This is a genomic window from bacterium (assembly GCA_023228325.1).
Taxonomy (GTDB): Bacteria; Auribacterota; UBA6266; order UBA6266; family UBA6266; genus UBA6266.
Genome location: JALOBK010000001.1, coordinates 310,218 through 329,358, shown reverse-complemented (window position 1 = coordinate 329,358; position 19,141 = coordinate 310,218). Strand labels below are relative to the sequence as shown.

Genomic DNA, 19,141 nt, shown 5'->3' with positions numbered 1-19,141 from the left:
ATTTGGAGAATGTTTATAGTGATAAATATTGATATATCTACCGCAGTCGGCGGATTAAAGTTAAAAAATCCGGTTATGCCCGCGTCGGGAACATGGGGTTACGGCGAAGAATATGCTGAATTTTATAATCCCGGTGAATTAGGCGCTGTAGTTGTCAAAGGGACGACGCTTGAGCCGCGGCATGGAAACGAACCTCCCAGAATCGCCGAAACGCCTGCGGGAATGCTTAATTCCGTGGGGCTTCAAAATGTCGGCGTTGAAAAATTCATTTCGGAAAAACTCCCGTTTTTAAAAGACAATAAATGCGTAGTAATTGCCAATATAGCCGGCGATAGCATTGATGACTATGCCGCAATAGCGGAGCGGCTTGACGCCGAAAAAGATGTTTCGGCTGTTGAAGTGAATATTTCCTGCCCGAATGTAAGCAAAGGCGGGATTGCCTTCGGGGTCGGGGCTGATACCGCGTCCGGCGTGATTAAGTCCGTAAGGAAAAAGTATAAACGCGTATTAATAGCGAAACTTTCGCCCAATGTCACGGATATAGTCGAGATTGCCCGGGCCTGCATCGATTCCGGCGCGGACGCGCTAACATTGATTAATACGGTTAAAGGAATGTCTATAGACATAAATAACAGGAAGCCTCTGCTTCCGAATTGCACAGGCGGCCTCAGCGGGCCCGCAATAAAACCGATAGCGCTGAGGATGGTATATGAAGTGAAAAAAGCCACGGGCGCTGATATAATCGGGGTAGGCGGGATTGAATGTTTTGAAGACGCCCTTGAATTTATTATGGCGGGAGCAAATGCTGTTCAGGTCGGAACAGCCAATTTTTACAATCCTCTTGTAATGCCTGAGATTATCGGCGGATTCAGGAAATATTTAGCGGAGAATAAAATATCTTCCCTCAAAGAGTTAATCGGAGTTGCCGTACATTGAAGAGAAAAGACAGGATAATTATCGCGCTTGACTTTGACAGTGATACGGAAGCGCTGTCGCTTGTCGGGAAGTTAAAGGGGAAAATAAATTTTTTCAAGGTGGGGAGCCAGTTATTCACTAAATGCGGCGGCGCTGTTGTTGAAAAAATCGCTTCTCTCGGGGCGGATGTATTTTTGGACCTTAAATTCCACGATATCCCGAACACTGTAAGGGGCTCAGCGGTTTCGGCCTGCTCGCTCGGAGTTAAAATATTTAATGTGCATGCTTCCGGCGGCAGGAAGATGATGGAGGAAGCCGTTAAAGCGGCTAAAAATCATAAACCTTCTCCCATTGTTCTCGGTGTTACGGTGCTTACGAGCATGTCTTCCGATGACCTGTGTGAAACAGGAGTTGAAAGAAAAGTTGAAGACCAGGTCCTGCGGCTGGCAAATCTCGCTAAGGAGTCCGGACTGGACGGAGTTGTGTCTTCAGCAAAAGAGATAGAGATGATCAAGAAGGAATGCGGCAGGGATTTTATTGTCCTGACTCCCGGTATCAGGCCTGTCTGGGCTTCCGCGGACGACCAGAAGAGAATAGTAACCCCGGAAATTGCTTTTAATAAAGGGGCTGATTATATAGTTATCGGCAGAGCGGTTACGTCCGCGCCTGATCCTGTGGAAGCCGCTGATAAAATTCTCGGCGAAATCTGATGCTAAAAATCCTGAAAATATTTCTTGCTGTTTTTCTCATCCTGTTTTCTTCGCGTTTACCGGCGGATGAAGTGTCCGGTTTGATAGGACAGTTAGGGGACAGGAACAGCGATGTCCGTTATGAAGCCGCGGTAGAACTCGGGAATAAAGCTGACAGGAGGGCTGTAAAGCCTCTTATCCTGCTTCTTGACGACAAGGACTGGAGGGTCAAAGGAGCGGCTATCCATTCATTGGGACAGCTTAAAGACGGGCGCGCGGTAAAATATATCATTGACAATTTAAAGGATGAAGACAGGTACGTGAGGTGGGAAGCGGCCAAAGCCCTGGGAGAGATAGGAGAACAGAGGGCTGTCTCCCCGCTATTGAGACTTCTTGATGATAAAGACTGGTATGTCAGGGGGGCTGCTTCTTATGCTCTCGGGCAGCTGGGAGATAAAAGAGGAATAAGGCCTCTCATAAGGAATTTATCAGGGAAAGACAGGTATGTTGTCCTTGAATCCGCGAAGGCCCTCGCCTCCTTAAAATCCGAAGACGCGGTTGGTCCGCTTGAAAAGCTTCTTTCAGACGATGACAGGTATATAAGAGAAGAAGCTGTCCGCGCGCTTGGAGAAATAGGCGATGAAAACGCTGTGGATGATATAGCGCAGCTTTTTTCCGATGATGTCGGCGAGATAAGAGATGCGGCGGCGCTGGCTTTGGGGAAAATAGGGAAAAGCGCGGTGAATGTTTGTCTGGAGAAGCTGAAAAGCGCGGATGTGAATGAGAGAGTCGCTTCTTTAAAAGCTTTGGGCGATATAAAAGATGAAAAGACGGCGCTTTATGTTATGGCGGCGTTAAATGACAAAAGCGAAAAGGTAAGGGAACAGGCCGCTGTCGCCCTGGGTAAAATGAAAGATAAAAAGTCCATAGACCCGTTGATAGAAAAGGTTGAAAAGGATACAAGCAGCGCTGTTCAGATAGCATCCGCTGATGCTTTGATTGAGATCGGAGATTCTGCCGTAAAACCTCTTGTCCTTGTACTGCTGGAAAAATTAAAAGAGGATGATTCTTCCATTCAGACAAGCGCGGCGGAAACTTTAGGAAAAACAGGCAAGGACGGGGTTAAATTGCTGATAAAAGCTTTGAAAGATCCCCATAGTAACGTCAGGTGGGGAGCCGCAAAAGCGCTGGGGGACATCGGTGACTCAAGCGCGTTAATCCCTTTGTCGGGCCTGGCTACCGATCAAAATATCAGGGTAAGGCAGGAATCTGTCTCAGCCGTTGAAAAAATAAAAAGAGCGGCGTCCGCTTTTACTCTTGTCCGATAAAAATATCTTTTTTAGCTTACCGTTTTGCTATATAATGAAAAATTGCCTCAAAAGAGGAATATATCCTGTAAATGATATGTGAAAACGATACCGGCAGACAATACAGAGAGAAATATGGACAGTGAAAAACTTATAAAGAAACTCCTTGAAACAGGAGCCCTTCTGGAAGGGCATTTTGAACTTACAAGCGGGCTTCACAGCAATAAATATTTCCAGTGCGCTTTACTTCTTCAGAACCCGGAAATTTCGACAGAACTCGGGCAAAAAATAAAGGATTTGTTCGCTGACAGCAAAGTGGACCTTGTAGCCGGCCCTGCGGTCGGAGGTATAATAATAGCCCATGAAGTTGCCCGCGCCTTTGGGGTCAAATCGGTATTTACGGAGAGAGTGAACGGTAAGATGGCCCTGAGAAGGGGTTTCAGCATAAAAAAAGGCCAGAAAGTGCTTCTTGTTGAAGATGTTATTACGACCGGCGGCTCTATACTCGAACTGGTTTCTATTTTTAAAGAAGCCGGAGCCGAAGTCATAGGAATCGGGTCTATAGTTGACAGAAGCGGCGGTAAAATCAGTTTTCCGGTCCATTTCAGGCCTCTATTGTCTTTGCAAGTCGAGAGTTACCGGCCTCAGGATTGCCCTCTTTGCGTAAAGGGCGGCAAGGCCGAAAAACCGGGAAGCAGAAACCTTAACAGGGAATGACATTATGTTTATGAGTATGACAGGGTACGGTTTCAGCGAAGCGGATACTTCAATAGGGAAAATATCCGTGGAAATTTCAGGCTATAATAAAAAGGGACTTGAATTAAATATAAACATTCCGCGCTCATTCTGCCGGATAGAGAAAGATATAAGAGCGGAATTATCCAGATATCTTTACCGGGGGAAATTGGATATTAACGTTTATCTCAGGCCGGCTTCGAAATATACGGCGTATCCCGAAATAAATATTGTCGCCGCGAAACAGTTCATATCAAAACTTAAAAAAGCGGCGGGTATTTTAAATATAGCCCCCGATTTCTGTATGGCCGACCTGATGAACCTCAGAGAACTTACATATACTTCGTATAAAAGAATACCTGAAAAAGAAATTCTGATGTCTTTGAAACCGGTGTTGAAAAAGGCTCTTACCCTGTTTATGAAGATGAGAATGGAAGAAGGGAAAAACCTTTACAGGGATGTAAATTCGAGGGTTAAGGGCTTAACTAAGATTTTAAAAAAAATTAAAAGCAATTCAAATATAGCCCTTAAATCATACAGGGAGAAAATATTGCATAATCTGAAGCGTATAGACAAAAATGTTAATGACGAGAGAATCATAAAGGAAATAGCTTTCTACGCCGAAAAATGCGATATTTCCGAAGAAATAACCAGGATTGAAAGCCACTTTTCGCAGTTCGGCGCATTAATGGCGCGAAAAGGCGAAGTAGGCAGGTCTATGGATTTTATGATTCAGGAATTGTTCAGGGAAATAAATACTATCGGCTCAAAAGCGAATGATTACAGGATTTCATCCAATGTAATAAATTTTAAAGCGGAACTTGAAAAGATCAGGGAGCAGATACAAAATGTCGAATAAAGGTTTGCTTATAGTCCTGTCGGCGCCCTCGGGAGCCGGCAAGTCCACTATCTGCCGGGAATACCTGCGGAAAAACCCCCGCGCGGTTTATTCTGTTTCCTTTACCACAAGGGCTCCCAGAAAAGGCGAGAAAAACGGGGTAGACTATTTTTTTGTTACGGACGATAAATTCAGGAAGATGCTGAAGAAAAACGCTTTTCTGGAGCATGCCGATGTTTTCGGGCGCAAATACGGCACAAGCCGCGCGGTCATAGAAAACGCGTTAAAAAAAGGGAAAGATGTTTTGCTGGATATTGATGTTCAGGGCGCGGTCCAGCTGATGAGCAGGGTAAAAGGGGTATTTATTTTTGTTCTTCCTCCATCCAGAACGGCTCTTGCGGCGCGGCTCAAAGGCAGAAAAACCGACGGGAAAAATGAGATTTTGAAAAGGCTTAAAATAGCGAAAAAAGAAATATCTTATATAGACAGATATGATTATGTTATAATAAACAATAAGCTTTCTGAATCCTTGTCGTTGATGCAATCCATAATAAAGGCTGAGAAGTGCGGCGTTAAGAACAACATTTCCTTCATTAAGAAATTCAAGAGGGATTTCTTATACTAAAAGCGGGATATAAAACAAGTCTCATAAGAGGTGATTCTGTAATGGAAAAAGTCAGTTATGATAATTTGCCTGAAGGTATCGGAAGCCACTACGAATTAATAATTTTAGCTGCTAAAAGAGCTCAGGCTCTCTCCGACGGCGCCCGGCCTTTGGTTGAAAATACGAGGAAGAGAAAACACATTGATATAGCCTTGGAAGAGATTAAAAAAGGTAAAATAGTAAATGCGGCAAAGCTCGGTAAACAAAAAGACATTAAAAAATAAGAAGATTATAGTAGGAATTACCGGTTCAATAGCGGCTTATAAAACACCCATGCTGGTAAGCTTTCTGGTATCCGAAGGAGCGGAAGTCAAAACTGTCATGACCGGCAATGCCGGATTTTTCGTCGGGAAATTGACTTTCAGGACTTTGACAAAAAACCCTGTCTATTCCGATTTATTCGATTCGAATGCGGATTCTGACCCTGAACATATCGCTTTAGCCGGTTGGTGTGACCTGCTTTTAATCGCGCCCGCTACCGCGAATGTGATATCCAAAATAGCTGCCGGTATATGCGACGACCTCCTTTCCACGCTTGCGTTGTCGGTAAAAAGTGAAAAAACAATGATAGTTCCCGCGATGAACTCAAGAATGTGGCTGAAACCCGTGATTAAAAGGAATGTCGAAACTTTGAAAAAAGACGGGTGCTTATTTGCCGGGCCTGTTAAAGGCAGGCTGGCCTGCGGTCAGGATGGCGAGGGACGCATGCCGGAACCCGCGGATATATTGCGGGAGGTAAGGGATTATTTTGGATGAAAGTTCTTCTGGCCGGAGGGCCCACAAGGGAATATATTGATGCTGTCAGGTTTATTACCAACAGGTCTTCGGGCAAGATGACGAAGGCCCTGATAGACGCTCTTTTAAAAAATAAACATAAAGTAACGGCTGTACTGGGGCCCTGTAATATTGATTGTCCGGAAAGCGTTAAAGTTATCGGTGTCGAAACGTCCGGGGAAATGAAAAACAGCGTTATGAGGGAAGTCAGGCGCGCCGACGCGGTGGTTATGTGCGCCGCTGTCGCGGATTACACCCCTGTTAAGATGTCAGCCGGCAAAATTAAAAAGAACGGGAGTTTCCTGACGTTAAAACTGAAGAGGACGCCCGATATACTTTCCGAACTTGGCGGGAAATACGGAAAGAGCAGGGTCATAGTGGGTTTTGCGGCTGAAACGGATAAAATTGAAGAAAACGCGCTGAAGAAGCTTAAAAACAAGAGATGTGATATGATTATTGCGAATAAAGTCGGGAGAAAAGGCCCCGGCTTTGATTCCGGCATGATAGACGCGGTTATCCTGTTTAAAGGCGGCCGCAAAAATCGAATTGGAAAAATATCGAAAAATAGATTAGGATATATTATTGTTAAAGAAATTGAAAAACTGAACGAAGCTGGGAAATAAATAATTTATTCGGAGGAAAAGATGGCTGAGTATTATAAGAACGAAATAAAAACCGGATTAATGGTCATTATCTGTTTAGTCCTGCTGATTTTTCTTATAACATCGGTGGGGGATTTCCACTTTTTCGAAAAACCGTATGAAATCAACGTGCTTTTTTCCTCTGTCAGCAAACTTGAGGAAGATTCTCCCGTGACATATGCGGGGGATAGCATAGGAAAAGTTACCAATATCAGGATCCTGACTCCGGATGAGAGGGAAAAATATTGTAAGCTGTACGATAAAAAATATAATTGCGAAGTAACCCTGCAGGTTAATTACGGCATCCACATAGAAGAGGATGCCTTGCCGAGGATAGAGACAATGGGATTTCTGGGAAGCAAATATATAAATTTCTCTCCCGGAAGCAGGGACACGGCTTTTCTTAAAGCCGGCGATAAAATACTGGGGTTGGAATCAATAGAGATGGGAACCTTGCTTGAAGAGGTCCAGGTTAAATTGCATACTCTCGGTGAAAAGGTGGAAGGGCTCCTGGATTCATCAAAGAAACTTATTAATGATGCGGACTTGATGTTAGCGGAAAACAAAGAAGATATAAGGAGTACGGTTCAGGAAATCAGAACCAGCGCCCGTAATATTAATAGCATAACAAAGAAAATAGATGATGATATAGGCGATATAATGGATAATACAAAGATTTTCACCGCTAAAATAGCCGATAAGCCTAATTCCATTGTCTGGGGTTACAAAGACAAAGGCGACCATCCTTCCGTTGACAGGGACCTCGGCAGGCCAGGCGGCAGCGACAGGAGAGTTACTCCCGGCAGGACATCCCCGAGGACAAGCGAAAATACGGATGAGTCCATGAACCAGGGGTATTTGATGGGTAATTAAAAAAGGTATCCGGGCTCACTTTTTGTCTGAACTTTTTTCCTTATAGGCGTGTTCGATTTTTTGTGAAATATTCTTGTAGTTTATGTCAACTTCATATATTTGCTTAAAATGTTCAATGGCTTTATCCCAGTCCTGCATTTTTTCATAAGTGGTGCCCAGGTTATAAATAACTTCTTTTTTCAGGGCGTCCATCTCTTTCAGGCTCTGAATAGCTTTTTGGAACTGGTTTATTGCCATATCATACATTTTCTTGGCCTGGAAGCATAATCCCAGAAAATTCATTGCCCGTGTTCTTCTCTGCGGGTTCCTGACGGCAAGCTGGAACTCTGCTACGGCTTTATCATATTCCCCGAGTTTTAAGTAGATACTTCCGAGGTCATACCTCAAAGTCATATCATTGGGATATTGAGCCACTTTTTCGCTAAGGTCTTTGAGAATAAAGCTGTTCTTGTTGTTTTTTATGCGTTTTAATTCGAATTGCAGCTCGCCGCTGTCGGGGGTCTTCAGCAGTTTATTTTCAATGTCTCTTATTTCTTTGTCGAAGCGCTTAATGGTAACATTTGCTATTTCCCGTTTAATTGAGATATCGCCTTTATCAAGCCGCGCGGCGGCTTCAAGCATATTGATTGCTTTGTCGAACTCTTCGTTTTCCACATAAAGATCCGAAAGTTTCCTGTGGATGTTAATGCTTTCAGGCTGCATCTGGAGCTGTTTTTCGGCATTTGCGATAAGTAATTCTATGTCCTCTTCCGTCTTGACCATTTTAGCTTCTTTTTCAAGGATTTCCGCTTTTTCTCCATCCCTGATTTTTGTCCTGTATGTGCTTGTATCGTCAAGGCCGCCCCTGGCGATAGTCCCAAGCGCGGCAAGGTCCTTTAGTCCTTTATTTATATCTTTGTCTGTGGGGTAATATCTTAAAATTTCTTCAAAACAGGCGCGGGCTCTGTCAAGGTCTCCTATTGCCCTGTATATCCTTGCCAGGGTTTTCAGGACTACTGCATTTTTCGGTTTGATTTTCCTCGCTTTTTCGTAGGAATCTATTGCTGTTAGTATCATCCCGTCCTCTTCGCTCATTTCGGCGGCGTTCGCGAGCTGCATAAGGACAGAAACATTTTTAGGGTTATGCTTCAGTATGTCTTCGGCTTTTGACATCACGCCCCTCCAGTTTTTTTTCTGGAGTTCAACCGACATAGATATCTGCAGAGGCAGTGTAGTGATAAAAGTGATTATTTTTTTTACAATCTCAAATTTAGACTGGAATTTTTTGAATTCAGCCAGCCTGAGTATATTCCTGGCCTTGACAAAACCCGGGGAGTCTTTTACGGCTGAAATAAAAAGAGTTACGGCATAATCTATATTGCCCTTGTTAAATGCGTCCATTCCTTTATTATAAAGCATTAAGGCCTGACGGCTCGGTTCCGGTTCTTTGAGTTCTACCATAATAGGATTCCTCCCGAAGTTTTAATATTAATAATACATTAATATATTTATTCTCAGTTAACAAGGAATTTTTGGGAGCGGAATTGATACTTGTTGCCCGCTTTATAATGATATATAATCTCAAAAATCAGTAATCGGGGTGTTTATGCGTATATTTAAGGATTTTTTCAGATCATTGTATGATTTCTCGGTTTACAGGGAAATTTTTGACAGGAAAAAATATCAGATAGGTTATCTTATCTTTCTGGTTTGCCTGTTCAATCTTTTTTATATCCCTTCCAACGCTTACAGGCATTATCTCTGGACCGAAGGGTTCCGGGACTGGATTCTGCGGAATATCCCTTCATTTTCGATTACGTCCGGCGCTCTTTCCGGCCCTGAGCTCAAAAACGGGATTATATACGAGGATGATAAGGCGGCAATCTCTTTTAATATGCCGGAAGGCGATAATGCTCTGAACAAGGGTAATGTTATGGCCGCAGACAAAGATAAAGTTTTGTTTAAACTTGACAGAAAAGAAACTGAAATCCAGAAATCTTTCTCTTTATCTTTCATTCATATAGTTTCCGTCGTGATGAAGGCTGTAGACATCCATCCCGCGAAAAGTGATATGTCCGGCGGAACTTATTCTTTCTCCGGCATAAAGGATTTTTCGTTTGACTCCGGTATCCTGCAAAGGTTTCTCGGCGCGCTATACCTGGGAATGGTTGCAATGAGCTCGGTTTTCAGTGTGCTGGTTTCCGCCTGCCTGATACTTTTAATGACTGTTATAAGCGCTAATTTTACACGGAACGCGGAAAAAGCCAATAATATCAAATTAGAGTTTGTGAATGTGTTTAATCTCTGCCTGTTCGCTATGGGTCCTGTTGTTGTAGTATTATGTATGATTTTTTCCCTGGGTTTGAACCGGGATGATATTTTCTTTTACGAGCTTTTATTGGCAGCGATAATTTATCTTTATTTCCTGAACGGCGGTTTAAGGGCCGCTGTTAACAGAAAATAAGAAATGCCGGGGGCTATACAATGAAAATAGTTTTTATGGGAACGCCTGAAGTTGCGGCAAAATGCCTTCGGAAAATTTCCGAATCCGGTTTTCATATATCCGCTGTCTTTACACAGCCTGACCGGCCGGCTAAAAGAAGCTCGGGAGCGCTGTTTTCCCCTGTGAAGAAAGTTGCCCTTGATTTAGGGTATGAAGTATTTCAGCCCGGAAGAGTCTCTTCCGGAGAAGGCAGAAAAATACTCGAAAACCTTTCTGCCGATATTTTCGTTATAGTGGCTTTCGGTGAAATCCTCAAAAAGGAAATCCTTGATATACCGCCCGGAGGATGCATCAACCTCCATTTTTCGCTCTTGCCGGAATACAGGGGGGCTGCCCCGGTGCAGTGGGCGATAATCGGAGGGGAGAAGGAAACGGGGGTTACGGTTTTTTATATTAACGAGCAGGTTGATGCCGGTAATATCATTGATTACAGGAAGGAAGAGATTAAAAGTGACGATACTTCTGAGACCCTGATGAACAGGCTGGGGGATATCGGGGCTGATTTGCTTGTGAAAGTTCTGAAAGATATCGAAAAAGGCGGCGCTGAATGCAAGCCCCAGACCGGCCGAAGCATTTCAAAAGCTCCGAAATTATCAAAAAAAGACGGCAAACTGGATTGGAATAAAAATGCCGTTTCTCTTGACTGTTTTATAAGAGGTGTATATCCATGGCCTTCGGCTTTTACTCATCTTGATGTTAACGGCAGGAAAATAATGGTTAAAATCCATAAGGCAAAAGGCGTAAAGTGCGATACGGCAGGAGAGCCGGGGGAGATAATCGCCGCGGATAAAAAAATAACCGTAAAATGCCCGGATGGCTGTGTTGAAATATTTAAACTCCAGCCGGAAGGCGGAAAAGTTATGGACGCTTCCGATTTCATCAATGGTTACCACATAAAGCCCGGAGATAAATTTGTTTAAGGACCTTGTTCTTCGAATTAATAATTACCGGGTCAGAAACAGGAAATACGGGTTTAAACCTTCGGAGATCCTTGTTCTGTGCCCCAAATGCCTTCAAAACCCGGAATGCGGGAAAGATATCCTGTCGGATTCCGGTTCATGCTGCAGGTGCGGCAAGTGCAGCGTCGCTGATGTGGTAAAGATTTCCGAAGACATGAAAGTTAACACCGCATTTGCCCCCGGCGGCAGGCTGGCATGTTCTTATGCGAAAGATAAGGCGTATAAAGCGGTTGTCGCGGTTGCCTGTCCCTTTGAGCTTGTTGCGGGTATAATAAAAACTTTTCCAAAACCGGTATATGCAGTGCGCAATATAACCCCCAAAGGGCCGTGTATCGAAACGAAAGTGGATCCGGAAGAAATAATTTATGGCATTGGCGTCTTTACAAAAGTCTAGGGCAAAAGCGTTTCATTCGCTTCTTGGGAACAAAAGAAACGCGAAGGGTGTAACAGTAGCGGCGGAAGATGAAAATAGCATAGTTATGCAGGCTTACCTGACAGAGCTTGTGAATAATATCATCAAACAGGAAAAACTGCTGGATTATTATATAGAACGCGTCTCGGGAAGAAAAAAATCCATGCTCGGGAAAGGGCTTCTTACGGCCCTCAGGTTCGGGTTCTATTTTTTGTTATTTGATTCGGAAATGCCGGAGTACGCGGCTGTTAACGAATCGGTTATGCTGTTGAAAGGGAAAAAGGAAAAGGGTTTTTTAAACGCTGTTTTAAGGAAGTATATAAGGGATAAAAGTAAATATGAACTGCCCCGGTCAGGTTCAATTAAAGATATCGCCGTCAGGTTTTCCCATCCGGAATGGTTTGTAAAGTTTGCGGTGGGTAAGTTTGGGCCTGAGAAAGCGATTTCTGTCTTTCAGGCCAACAATTCGGTTCCGCCGGTGTGGCTGAGGCTCAATTTACTGAAATCCGACAGGGAATCCCTGGAGCGGTTACTGAAGAGCGAGAACATCGTTTTCGAGAGGGATAAAGATATAGATTTCCTTTATAAGACGTATAAAATAAGAGGGTTGTTGTATAAAAAACTTTTTGAAGAAGGCGCTTTTTATGTCCAGGATAAAACTACGGTCCTGCCATGTTTGTACCTGGACCGGTTTGAAGGCAATGAGGTCCTGGATGTCTGTTCGGCTCCGGGAGGCAAAGCCACTTTAACGGCGCAACTGCTCGGAGGCGGCGGAAGAGTGCTCTGCATCGACAGGACGGCGGAAAAAACACGGTTAATCGGGCAGAATGCCCGGAGGCTGGGCCTGCATAATATTGAGATTGTTCAATGTGATTTCCTGAAGAATTGTGATAAAATCGAAAATCGATTGTTCGGAAAAATTCTTGTGGATGTCCCTTGCTCGAATACCGGCGCGTGGAGGAAAAGGCCTGAATCGAGGTGGTTGTTTACTCCATCGAGCTTCAGGGACATAACCGGAATTCAAAAGGGAATTCTTATAAAAGCTCTGTCTCTGCTTGCCAAAAAGGGAGTTTTGGTTTATAGTACTTGTTCCGTGCTTGATATAGAAAACAGGGACATCGTCCTGGACGCTATCAGCAGGGACCGGGAATTGGAACTGACATACGAAAAGCTCACACTGCAGGAAACAGGCGGTTCCGAAGGCGGTTATTTCGCGGCTATAAGGAGGAATTAACATATGGAAAACATCAGCACTCAACAGGTAGTGTTCCTGGCAGGCATTGTGTTATTCGCTGTTTCAGCGGTATTGTTGATTGCTTTTTTTCTTAAGCCCGCAAAGCAGGGTGAAACTATCATAAAAATATCTAAAAACGCTTCAAAAGAAAGAAGAAGATATGTCCGTATTCCGGTCGGAACTTCAATAAAATATAAAATTGTAGACCGGCAGGAATACCCTCTTTTCTGCAGCCTGTATTGTGTAAAAAAAGAGGGCGAAAGGATAGTTTCCGCGGGTGACGGCACAAAGAAAGGATATACCGCCAATATCAGCGCTTCGGGGGTCCTTTTTAAAGTGAAGGAAAAACTTTCGGCGGGTATGTTTCTTCACCTGACGATTGAAACAAGCAATAAAGAGTATTCGCTTGAACTTAACGGTAAAATCATCAGGGTGGATAAACATCCCGACCTCGGATTTTATGAGATAGCCGTCGCGTTTTTAAAACCCACAGAGGAAGAAGAATCCAAACTGGCTGAATTTGTTTCCGAACATTTCTTCTAATCAATGGTTATGCAGGATACTTTTGCGATAACGATTATTTTTATAGTGGCCGCGACTTTCATCGGCGCGTTTATAAAAGGCCGCTCGAAAGACAGGTGCCTCGATCATTTCTCCGGCGCTTTTGTTACCGTCATAACCAAAGATATGAAAACCATATGGGGCAGGTTAAAGGCCGAACATTCATCTCTTGAACTTTTTTATCCCGATGTTTACAGGGACGAAAAGGATAATCACATAGAAACAAGTTATATTATATATAAGAATGAATTTGCCGGTATTCTTATGCTGGTCAGGTTCCTTGGCCGGCTTAACGGGGAAGAGGGCAAAAAGAGGGATATCATACTTAAGAAAGCCTATCACCCGGGTTTTTTCCAGCGTGTTTCGAGAAACACGAGAAATATATTCGGCACGATAAAAGACTCTATTATGGAAATATCCGCTTTGTTTGTCGGTAAAATCAAAACCGCTGTCCCGGCCGGAAAATTTTTATCGGGACAGGAAAAATATGTCTCCCAGATACAGGGCCAGGTGGTTTCGGGTATAGGGATGTCGTATGAACCTGTTCTGGAACGGCATATCGGAAAACGTGTTGTGGTCTCTTACGTCCTGGATTCAAAAAAGCGCGAATTTTCCGGCATCCTGCGGGACTATACGGCGGAATTTATTGAGTTAATGGATACTGAGTTCAAGCTTTTGGATGATAAGCGCCCAGAAAAAGCGGATATCGTAATACCCCGCAGTATAGGTGTTGTAAGGCATTTGGGAGAATAGGCTGTCTTATGTTAACCGAGAGGGTAAAAATATGAAGGCTGTATATTTGGCTTTACTGGCGGCGCTTGTCTGGGGTGTCTGCCCTATACTGGAAAAAGCCGGATTAAAGAATATACCCGTATACGAAGGTGTGTTCATAAGGGCATTATCGGTTTTTCTTGCCGGTATGGTTATGTTCCTGGCTAAACCTTCCATGTTCAGGACTTTTACGGTGCCCAATGTCAGGGCTATAGTCTATATTATGCTCGGCGGATTTTTTGCGAGTATAGTGGGTCAGATGATATATTATAAGGCTCTCAGCGCCGGGGAAGCTTCCAAAATCGTTCCCATCGCGGGTTCCTTCCCGCTGGTAACGTTTATTCTGGGAGTGATTATATTCGGCGAAGCGATTACCGTCACAAAAATAATCGGTGTCATACTGGTTGTCAGCGGTATTTGCCTTTTAAAGTGAGAATAAGACTTCCTTGGCGGTTTAACATTCATTAATAAAAGGAGGCAGCGTGAGCGGTGTTTTCGGAGTGGTTTCAAAGAAAAACTGTACCGATATTTTATTTTACGGAACGGATTATCATTCTCATCTGGGAACCGAATACGGCGGTTTAGCCGTTCTCGGAGATGATTTTGCGCGTCAGATACATAATATAAGCCAGAGCCAGTTCAAAGCCAAGTTCTATGATGATGCGAAATCCATGAAAGGCAATAAAGGGATAGGCGTGATAAGCGCTTTTGAGGAACAGCCTATATACCTTAACTCGAAGTTCGGCGCTTTCTGTGTGGTTATGAACGGGTTGGTTGAAAACGCGAACGAACTCGCGGACAAACTTATGGAAAAAGGTATTTCTTTCAGCGAGTTCAGGAAAGGCAATGTCAACCAGACCGAACTTGTGGCCAAACTGATAAATCAGGGAAAAAGCATTGTTGACGGCATTGAGAATGTTTTTGATTCAATAACAGGTTCCTGCTCGCTTCTTCTGCTGAATAAAGACGGGGTTTACGCCGCCAGAGACCGCTTTGGGTATACGCCCCTTGTAGTCGGGCAAAGCGAAGATGCCATGGCGGTTACATCGGAAACAATAGCGTTTCTAAACAGCGGTTTCAGCATAGTCAAATATCTCGGGCCCGGAGAAATAATGCTTCTGAATGAAGGAGATATGATACAGAAAAAGGAACCCGGCAAAATTAACCAGATTTGCGCTTTTTTATGGATATACACAGGTTTCCCGGCTTCGAGTTACGAGGGAATAAACGCCGAAACTGTCAGGGAAAGATGCGGCAGTTTTCTCGCCAAGCATGACAGAGACCTGGAAATAGACGTTGTATCGGGTGTTCCCGATTCGGGAACGGCCCATGCCATAGGTTACTCGATGGAATCGAAAAAGCCTTTCAGGCGGGCGCTTGTGAAATATACGCCGGGTTACGGAAGGAGTTACACTCCTCCTTCCCAGGACACAAGAGACCTTGTAGCGAGGATGAAACTTATCGCCATTAAAGATATTATAGAAGGCAACAGGATTATAATATGCGACGATTCTATTGTAAGGGGGACGCAGTTGAAGAATTACACGGTTAAAAAATTGTGGGATGCTGGGGCAAAAGAAGTCCATGTGCGGCCCGCGTGCCCGCCGTTGATGTTCCCATGCAAATTCAATCGCTCCACAAGGACAATCCACGAGCTTGCTACGCGCAAGGCTATCAGAAGCATCGAAGGGCATGACCCGGAGGATGTAAAAGAATATGCGGATAGTTCATCCGCAAAATATAAAAAGATGGTTGATTGGATAGCCAAAGACCTTGAGGTTACTACTCTCAGATATCAGACCGTTGACGATATGGTGAAAGCCATCGGACTGCCCCGCGAAAAGATATGCCTTCATTGCTGGACGGGGGAATGTCCGAAGAAAGGCCGATGTTCCGGTTGTCAATGATTGACGGCAGAATCAGGTCAGTGAAAAAGGCATCAGTAAAAGCAGTGTAGAAGATTCAAATCCGGGTTTGGTATTGAATCTTATATTAATAGGGCACAGGATATATAGAGGGGGAAAAATGAAAAAATCGTTTGTTATGTTTATTATCGCCTGTTTTCTTGCCACTAACTCTGTGGCGGGGCTTTTTGCGAAAGATACCGATAAAATCGGCCGCATTACCATAGATAAAAACACGGCCATACTGGAAAAAGAAGTAAAGTTCTACAGGGCATGGTCCGCCGCGTACGGCGTCCTGAAAAAAATGGGTAAAATAACGTATAAAAATAAAAACGCCGCCAGAATCGAAGCGAAAATCGATGACGCGAAAGTTAAGGTGATAATAGAGGAAGAAGATGACAAACTTGTTGTCATCAAAATCAATGTTCAGGACAGCTCTTCCGAAGGCAACGCGCTTGTCAGGGAAATAGCCGGCAAGGTGAATGACAGGATGTAGATTAAGGTTAAGGTTTAGGCCTTCCTTTTCCCCTTGACAAATGGCTTAAATTGATTATAATTCATAGTATGAATGAAAATCATTCACAGCATGAATTTATTTACAAAAACAGGGTGATTACACCTTCTCTTAAGGAAGCAGCAAAAGCTCATCCTGTGATTATTATTACAGGGGCAAGGCAGGTAGGGAAAAGTACCTTGTTGAGACATGCTCATCCTTTCAATAACTGGAAATATATAAGCCTGGATGATTTTGAAATACTTGAGCAGGCTGAAAATGATCCTGATAGTTTATGGGTGGGAGCTAAGAGGATAGTATTAGATGAGGTTCAAAAATCTCCTAAAGTTCTTTCGGCGATAAAAAAAGTTGTTGATAGTAAAGATAGAAATATATCTTTTGTGCTCTCCGGTTCCGCAAACCTTATGTTAATGCAGAAAGTTAGCGAATCTCTTGCCGGGCGTGCTGTCTATTTTAACCTTTTGCCGATGAGCTATAGTGAAATGGCAGGAACATCCCCCGGCAATTTGCTGTCCGGCCTTTTAAACTCGGATTTTCCCGAAGAGAGCAAAATAAGCGTTTCCACTGAAGATACTTTTAGGTTAATGCACAGAGGTTTTATGCCGCCCTTGATTACGTTCAAATCTTCTTCGGAATATCTGAGATGGTGGGAAGGATATGTGTCAACCTATTTGGAAAGGGACTTGAGGCAATTATCACAGATAGAATCACTTGTGGATTTCAGAAGAGTTATGGAATCAGCGGCTCTTCGCAGTGGTCAGATAATGAATCAAACGGATATTTCCCGCGACATTAAAGTAAGCCAGCCTACGGTTTACAGGTATTTGAATATTCTTGAAACAAGCTGTTTGATTACAAGGATAAACGTATATGCAAAAAACAGGAATAAACGTCTTGTAAAAACGCCTAAAATATACTGGCTTGACCCGGCCCTGGCAGTGTACCTTTCAGGTTATTATGATATGGAAGCTATGGAGAAATCGAGGGAAATGGGGGCTTTTTTTGAGACGCTTGTTCTTCTGCACCTGAAAATAGCCTGTCAGGATTTAATTCCGAGGGCTAACGTATTTTACTGGAGAACTGTTTCCGGCAGTGAAGTGGATTTTGTCGTTGAGCATGGTAGAAAATCTATTGTTTTTGAGGTTAAATGTACAGATAAAGCGAAGTATTCCGATACGAAAAGCATTTTGGAGTTTATGCGCGAACATACCGAAACCACAGCGGGAGTTTTGGTATATGCGGGAAACGAGGTAAAAATGCTTAGCAAAAAAGTTATTGCCGTGCCCTGGCAGTTCTTATCTTAACCCTGTCCTCGGCCTCTAACTGTCCGAAGCGAAACTTCGGACAGTTGACACAGGATGAGCCCCTAATAAAGGGAGGAAATTTCTATTGCGTTATATTAACAAATATGTTAAATTAACGCTATGAAATGGGGTAAATTTATAGATGAATATGCGGCTCTTCCGGTTATCGATGCGGATCTCCTTACAGCGGGGATTGTTAATTCCCGGCCGCTAAAAGTACAGCTAAGCCGTTGGGTAAAAGCAAAAAAGCTCATTCAGGCAAAAAGAAGTATCTATCTTTTTGCGGAACCATATCGCAGGACAACGCTTTATGAACCGTATCTGGCGTCTTTACTGAAGAGGCCGTCGTATATCAGCCTGGAAAAAGCGTTGGAATATCACGGGCTTATTCCCGAAGCTGTGCCTGTTTTTACGTCTCTGACAACAAAAAGACAGGGTAGGTTTATTTCAGAGGCGGGAGTTTTTGCGTATAGACATATCAAGAAAGAGCTTTTTTGGGGATACGCTTCAGTTACGGTAAATGGTCAAACGGGTTTCATCGCTTTTCCGGAAAAAGCTCTTCTTGACCTATTCTATCTTAACGGAATGAAAGTTTCACAGGCGTACCTGACAGGTTTACGGCTCCAGAATGTCGCAAATATAAATAAGGATAAGCTGTTTGCTTACGCAAAAAAGTTCAAAAGCGCGGGTATTTTGCGCGCCGTGAAGGAAGTTAATAAATATATAGAGTCGTATAAAGACGAAGAGAAAACATTATGAAAGATTATGTATTGGAACTTGCCGCTAAACAAAGCGGGATGAACGCTAAATTAAATGTAATGCGCGAGTACCTGCAGGCTTATATCCTCAGGGTAATGCATGACAATGGCGCGTTTTCAAATTTGGCGTTTGTGGGAGGGACCGCTTTGCGTTTTATGCACAGGCTTCCTCGTTTTTCCGAAGACCTCGATTTTTCGGCGGAGAATATTAAAGGCCTGGCATTTGCGGAGCTTATGATGAAAATCAAGGAAGAATTATCCCTTGCCGGATACAATGCCGGTGTGACGTTTAATGATGCAAAGACCGTGAATTCGGCGTTCGTAAAGATTAAGGAATTGATGAAAGACGCCGGTATTTCACCCTTTGCCGAGCAAAATATTTCTATAAAGATTGAGGTTGATACAAATCCTCCGAAAGGGGCTGTTACCGAAACAATGGTTGTGAACAGGTATTTTCCTCTTTCGTTTCTAACATATGAAAAAAATTCATTATTCGCGGGTAAAGTACACGCCGTTCTTAGCAGGGAATATACAAAAGGCCGTGATTATTTTGACCTTGGCTGGTACCTGTCAAAATGGCCCGGTATTGCGCCGAATATTGTCCAGTTGGATAATGCCTTGAAACAAACGGGCTGGAAGAAAGAATTTCCTATGGAAACAACATGGCGGAACATTGTTTTCGAGGTGGCAAGCAAGGTGGATTGGGCAAAAGTAAAAAGGGATGCGGAAAATTTCCTCGAACGCCCGGAGGATATGAGTGTATTTACAAAAGAAAATATTTTACGTCTTCTGAGAGAGTAATCTCA

General features: G+C 43.5%; 23 protein-coding genes. 22 read left to right on the top strand and 1 reads right to left on the bottom strand.

Features of this window, described 5'->3' with window-relative positions; translation table 11 throughout:
- Nucleotides 1-18 precede the first annotated feature (18 nt).
- The 10 genes from M0R36_01545 to M0R36_01500 all read left to right on the top strand — a co-directional run bounded on the left by M0R36_01545 (nucleotide 19) and on the right by M0R36_01500 (nucleotide 7,436).
- Nucleotides 19-936 (top strand): dihydroorotate dehydrogenase, encoded by a 918-nt coding sequence (locus tag M0R36_01545; protein ID MCK9554495.1) that lies wholly within the window; start codon nucleotides 19-21, stop codon nucleotides 934-936.
- Complete coding sequence (gene pyrF / locus M0R36_01540; protein MCK9554494.1) at nucleotides 933-1,625, top strand: orotidine-5'-phosphate decarboxylase; 693 nt, start codon at nucleotides 933-935, stop codon at nucleotides 1,623-1,625. Before M0R36_01545 ends, pyrF begins: the two co-directional genes overlap by 4 nt.
- Nucleotides 1,625-2,932 (top strand): HEAT repeat domain-containing protein, encoded by a 1,308-nt coding sequence (locus M0R36_01535; GenBank protein ID MCK9554493.1) that lies wholly within the window; start codon nucleotides 1,625-1,627, stop codon nucleotides 2,930-2,932. The genes pyrF and M0R36_01535 overlap by 1 nt, the downstream gene beginning before the upstream one ends.
- A gap of 114 nt (nucleotides 2,933-3,046) precedes the next feature.
- Nucleotides 3,047-3,628, top strand: coding sequence for an orotate phosphoribosyltransferase (gene pyrE, locus M0R36_01530; GenBank protein MCK9554492.1), 582 nt, complete (start codon nucleotides 3,047-3,049; stop codon nucleotides 3,626-3,628).
- A gap of 4 nt (nucleotides 3,629-3,632) precedes the next feature.
- Nucleotides 3,633-4,505 carry a YicC family protein gene (locus M0R36_01525; GenBank protein MCK9554491.1) on the top strand — a complete coding sequence of 291 codons (873 nt, stop codon included), beginning with the start codon at nucleotides 3,633-3,635 and terminating at the stop codon, nucleotides 4,503-4,505.
- On the top strand, nucleotides 4,495-5,109 hold the full coding sequence (gene gmk, locus M0R36_01520; GenBank protein MCK9554490.1) for a guanylate kinase: 615 nt from the start codon (nucleotides 4,495-4,497) through the stop codon (nucleotides 5,107-5,109). Before M0R36_01525 ends, gmk begins: the two co-directional genes overlap by 11 nt.
- A 41-nt stretch (nucleotides 5,110-5,150) precedes the next feature.
- Nucleotides 5,151-5,372: a DNA-directed RNA polymerase subunit omega gene (rpoZ, locus tag M0R36_01515; GenBank protein MCK9554489.1), complete on the top strand. Its 222-nt coding sequence runs from the start codon at nucleotides 5,151-5,153 to the stop codon at nucleotides 5,370-5,372.
- Nucleotides 5,332-5,904, top strand: a complete 573-nt coding sequence (locus tag M0R36_01510) for a hypothetical protein (protein ID MCK9554488.1) — start codon at nucleotides 5,332-5,334, stop codon at nucleotides 5,902-5,904. The genes rpoZ and M0R36_01510 overlap by 41 nt, the downstream gene beginning before the upstream one ends.
- Entirely contained in the window at nucleotides 5,901-6,545 is a 645-nt protein-coding gene (locus tag M0R36_01505) for a phosphopantothenoylcysteine decarboxylase (GenBank protein ID MCK9554487.1), read from the top strand. Before M0R36_01510 ends, M0R36_01505 begins: the two co-directional genes overlap by 4 nt.
- Nucleotides 6,546-6,566: 21 nt before the next feature.
- A complete protein-coding gene (locus tag M0R36_01500) occupies nucleotides 6,567-7,436 on the top strand; it encodes an MlaD family protein (protein MCK9554486.1) in 870 nt (289 codons plus the stop codon).
- A gap of 15 nt (nucleotides 7,437-7,451) precedes the next feature.
- On the opposite strand, the gene M0R36_01495 is transcribed toward M0R36_01500, so the two are convergent.
- Nucleotides 7,452-8,876, bottom strand: a complete 1,425-nt coding sequence (locus tag M0R36_01495) for a tetratricopeptide repeat protein (protein MCK9554485.1) — start codon at nucleotides 8,874-8,876, stop codon at nucleotides 7,452-7,454.
- Between the two features lie 145 nt (nucleotides 8,877-9,021).
- On the opposite strand from M0R36_01495, the gene M0R36_01490 reads away from it, so the two are divergent.
- The 12 genes from M0R36_01490 (at nucleotide 9,022) to M0R36_01435 (ending at nucleotide 19,136) form a co-directional block, all read left to right on the top strand.
- Nucleotides 9,022-9,879, top strand: coding sequence for a DUF1189 domain-containing protein (locus tag M0R36_01490; protein ID MCK9554484.1), 858 nt, complete (start codon nucleotides 9,022-9,024; stop codon nucleotides 9,877-9,879).
- Between the two features lie 20 nt (nucleotides 9,880-9,899).
- Nucleotides 9,900-10,838: a methionyl-tRNA formyltransferase gene (gene fmt, locus M0R36_01485; GenBank protein MCK9554483.1), complete on the top strand. Its 939-nt coding sequence runs from the start codon at nucleotides 9,900-9,902 to the stop codon at nucleotides 10,836-10,838.
- Nucleotides 10,831-11,271 carry a DUF116 domain-containing protein gene (locus M0R36_01480; protein ID MCK9554482.1) on the top strand — a complete coding sequence of 147 codons (441 nt, stop codon included), beginning with the start codon at nucleotides 10,831-10,833 and terminating at the stop codon, nucleotides 11,269-11,271. Before fmt ends, M0R36_01480 begins: the two co-directional genes overlap by 8 nt.
- Nucleotides 11,243-12,523: a methyltransferase domain-containing protein gene (locus M0R36_01475; protein MCK9554481.1), complete on the top strand. Its 1,281-nt coding sequence runs from the start codon at nucleotides 11,243-11,245 to the stop codon at nucleotides 12,521-12,523. The genes M0R36_01480 and M0R36_01475 overlap by 29 nt, the downstream gene beginning before the upstream one ends.
- Before the next feature lie 3 nt (nucleotides 12,524-12,526).
- Nucleotides 12,527-13,066 (top strand): PilZ domain-containing protein, encoded by a 540-nt coding sequence (locus M0R36_01470; protein MCK9554480.1) that lies wholly within the window; start codon nucleotides 12,527-12,529, stop codon nucleotides 13,064-13,066.
- Between the two features lie 3 nt (nucleotides 13,067-13,069).
- A complete protein-coding gene (locus tag M0R36_01465; protein MCK9554479.1) occupies nucleotides 13,070-13,837 on the top strand; it encodes a hypothetical protein in 768 nt (255 codons plus the stop codon).
- 31 nt (nucleotides 13,838-13,868) lie between these two features.
- Nucleotides 13,869-14,288, top strand: coding sequence for an EamA family transporter (locus M0R36_01460; GenBank protein MCK9554478.1), 420 nt, complete (start codon nucleotides 13,869-13,871; stop codon nucleotides 14,286-14,288).
- A gap of 49 nt (nucleotides 14,289-14,337) precedes the next feature.
- A complete protein-coding gene (locus M0R36_01455) occupies nucleotides 14,338-15,762 on the top strand; it encodes an amidophosphoribosyltransferase (protein MCK9554477.1) in 1,425 nt (474 codons plus the stop codon).
- 118 nt (nucleotides 15,763-15,880) lie between these two features.
- Nucleotides 15,881-16,255, top strand: coding sequence for a hypothetical protein (locus M0R36_01450; GenBank protein ID MCK9554476.1), 375 nt, complete (start codon nucleotides 15,881-15,883; stop codon nucleotides 16,253-16,255).
- A gap of 68 nt (nucleotides 16,256-16,323) precedes the next feature.
- Nucleotides 16,324-17,577, top strand: coding sequence for an ATP-binding protein (locus tag M0R36_01445; protein ID MCK9554475.1), 1,254 nt, complete (start codon nucleotides 16,324-16,326; stop codon nucleotides 17,575-17,577).
- 120 nt (nucleotides 17,578-17,697) lie between these two features.
- Nucleotides 17,698-18,336, top strand: coding sequence for a hypothetical protein (locus M0R36_01440; protein ID MCK9554474.1), 639 nt, complete (start codon nucleotides 17,698-17,700; stop codon nucleotides 18,334-18,336).
- Nucleotides 18,333-19,136 (top strand): nucleotidyl transferase AbiEii/AbiGii toxin family protein, encoded by an 804-nt coding sequence (locus M0R36_01435; GenBank protein MCK9554473.1) that lies wholly within the window; start codon nucleotides 18,333-18,335, stop codon nucleotides 19,134-19,136. Before M0R36_01440 ends, M0R36_01435 begins: the two co-directional genes overlap by 4 nt.
- Nucleotides 19,137-19,141 lie beyond the last annotated feature (5 nt).

What these genes read in the sequence shown, in the direction of transcription:
- M0R36_01535 (MCK9554493.1), top strand. Translation starts at nt 1,625, where the DNA reads ATGCTAAAAATCCTGAAAATATTTCTTGCTGTTTTTCTCATCCTGTTT.
- M0R36_01445 (MCK9554475.1), top strand. Translation starts at nt 16,324, where the DNA reads ATGAATGAAAATCATTCACAGCATGAATTTATTTACAAAAACAGGGTG.
- M0R36_01490 (MCK9554484.1), top strand. Translation starts at nt 9,022, where the DNA reads ATGCGTATATTTAAGGATTTTTTCAGATCATTGTATGATTTCTCGGTT.
- M0R36_01505 (MCK9554487.1), top strand. Translation starts at nt 5,901, where the DNA reads ATGAAAGTTCTTCTGGCCGGAGGGCCCACAAGGGAATATATTGATGCT.
- M0R36_01495 (MCK9554485.1), bottom strand. Translation starts at nt 8,876, where the DNA reads ATGGTAGAACTCAAAGAACCGGAACCGAGCCGTCAGGCCTTAATGCTT.
- fmt (MCK9554483.1), top strand. Translation starts at nt 9,900, where the DNA reads ATGAAAATAGTTTTTATGGGAACGCCTGAAGTTGCGGCAAAATGCCTT.
- M0R36_01465 (MCK9554479.1), top strand. Translation starts at nt 13,070, where the DNA reads ATGGTTATGCAGGATACTTTTGCGATAACGATTATTTTTATAGTGGCC.
- pyrE (MCK9554492.1), top strand. Translation starts at nt 3,047, where the DNA reads ATGGACAGTGAAAAACTTATAAAGAAACTCCTTGAAACAGGAGCCCTT.
- M0R36_01450 (MCK9554476.1), top strand. Translation starts at nt 15,881, where the DNA reads ATGAAAAAATCGTTTGTTATGTTTATTATCGCCTGTTTTCTTGCCACT.
- M0R36_01435 (MCK9554473.1), top strand. Translation starts at nt 18,333, where the DNA reads ATGAAAGATTATGTATTGGAACTTGCCGCTAAACAAAGCGGGATGAAC.
- M0R36_01470 (MCK9554480.1), top strand. Translation starts at nt 12,527, where the DNA reads ATGGAAAACATCAGCACTCAACAGGTAGTGTTCCTGGCAGGCATTGTG.
- M0R36_01475 (MCK9554481.1), top strand. Translation starts at nt 11,243, where the DNA reads ATGGCATTGGCGTCTTTACAAAAGTCTAGGGCAAAAGCGTTTCATTCG.
- gmk (MCK9554490.1), top strand. Translation starts at nt 4,495, where the DNA reads ATGTCGAATAAAGGTTTGCTTATAGTCCTGTCGGCGCCCTCGGGAGCC.
- M0R36_01460 (MCK9554478.1), top strand. Translation starts at nt 13,869, where the DNA reads ATGAAGGCTGTATATTTGGCTTTACTGGCGGCGCTTGTCTGGGGTGTC.
- M0R36_01440 (MCK9554474.1), top strand. Translation starts at nt 17,698, where the DNA reads ATGAAATGGGGTAAATTTATAGATGAATATGCGGCTCTTCCGGTTATC.
- M0R36_01525 (MCK9554491.1), top strand. Translation starts at nt 3,633, where the DNA reads ATGTTTATGAGTATGACAGGGTACGGTTTCAGCGAAGCGGATACTTCA.
- M0R36_01500 (MCK9554486.1), top strand. Translation starts at nt 6,567, where the DNA reads ATGGCTGAGTATTATAAGAACGAAATAAAAACCGGATTAATGGTCATT.
- M0R36_01510 (MCK9554488.1), top strand. Translation starts at nt 5,332, where the DNA reads ATGCGGCAAAGCTCGGTAAACAAAAAGACATTAAAAAATAAGAAGATT.
- rpoZ (MCK9554489.1), top strand. Translation starts at nt 5,151, where the DNA reads ATGGAAAAAGTCAGTTATGATAATTTGCCTGAAGGTATCGGAAGCCAC.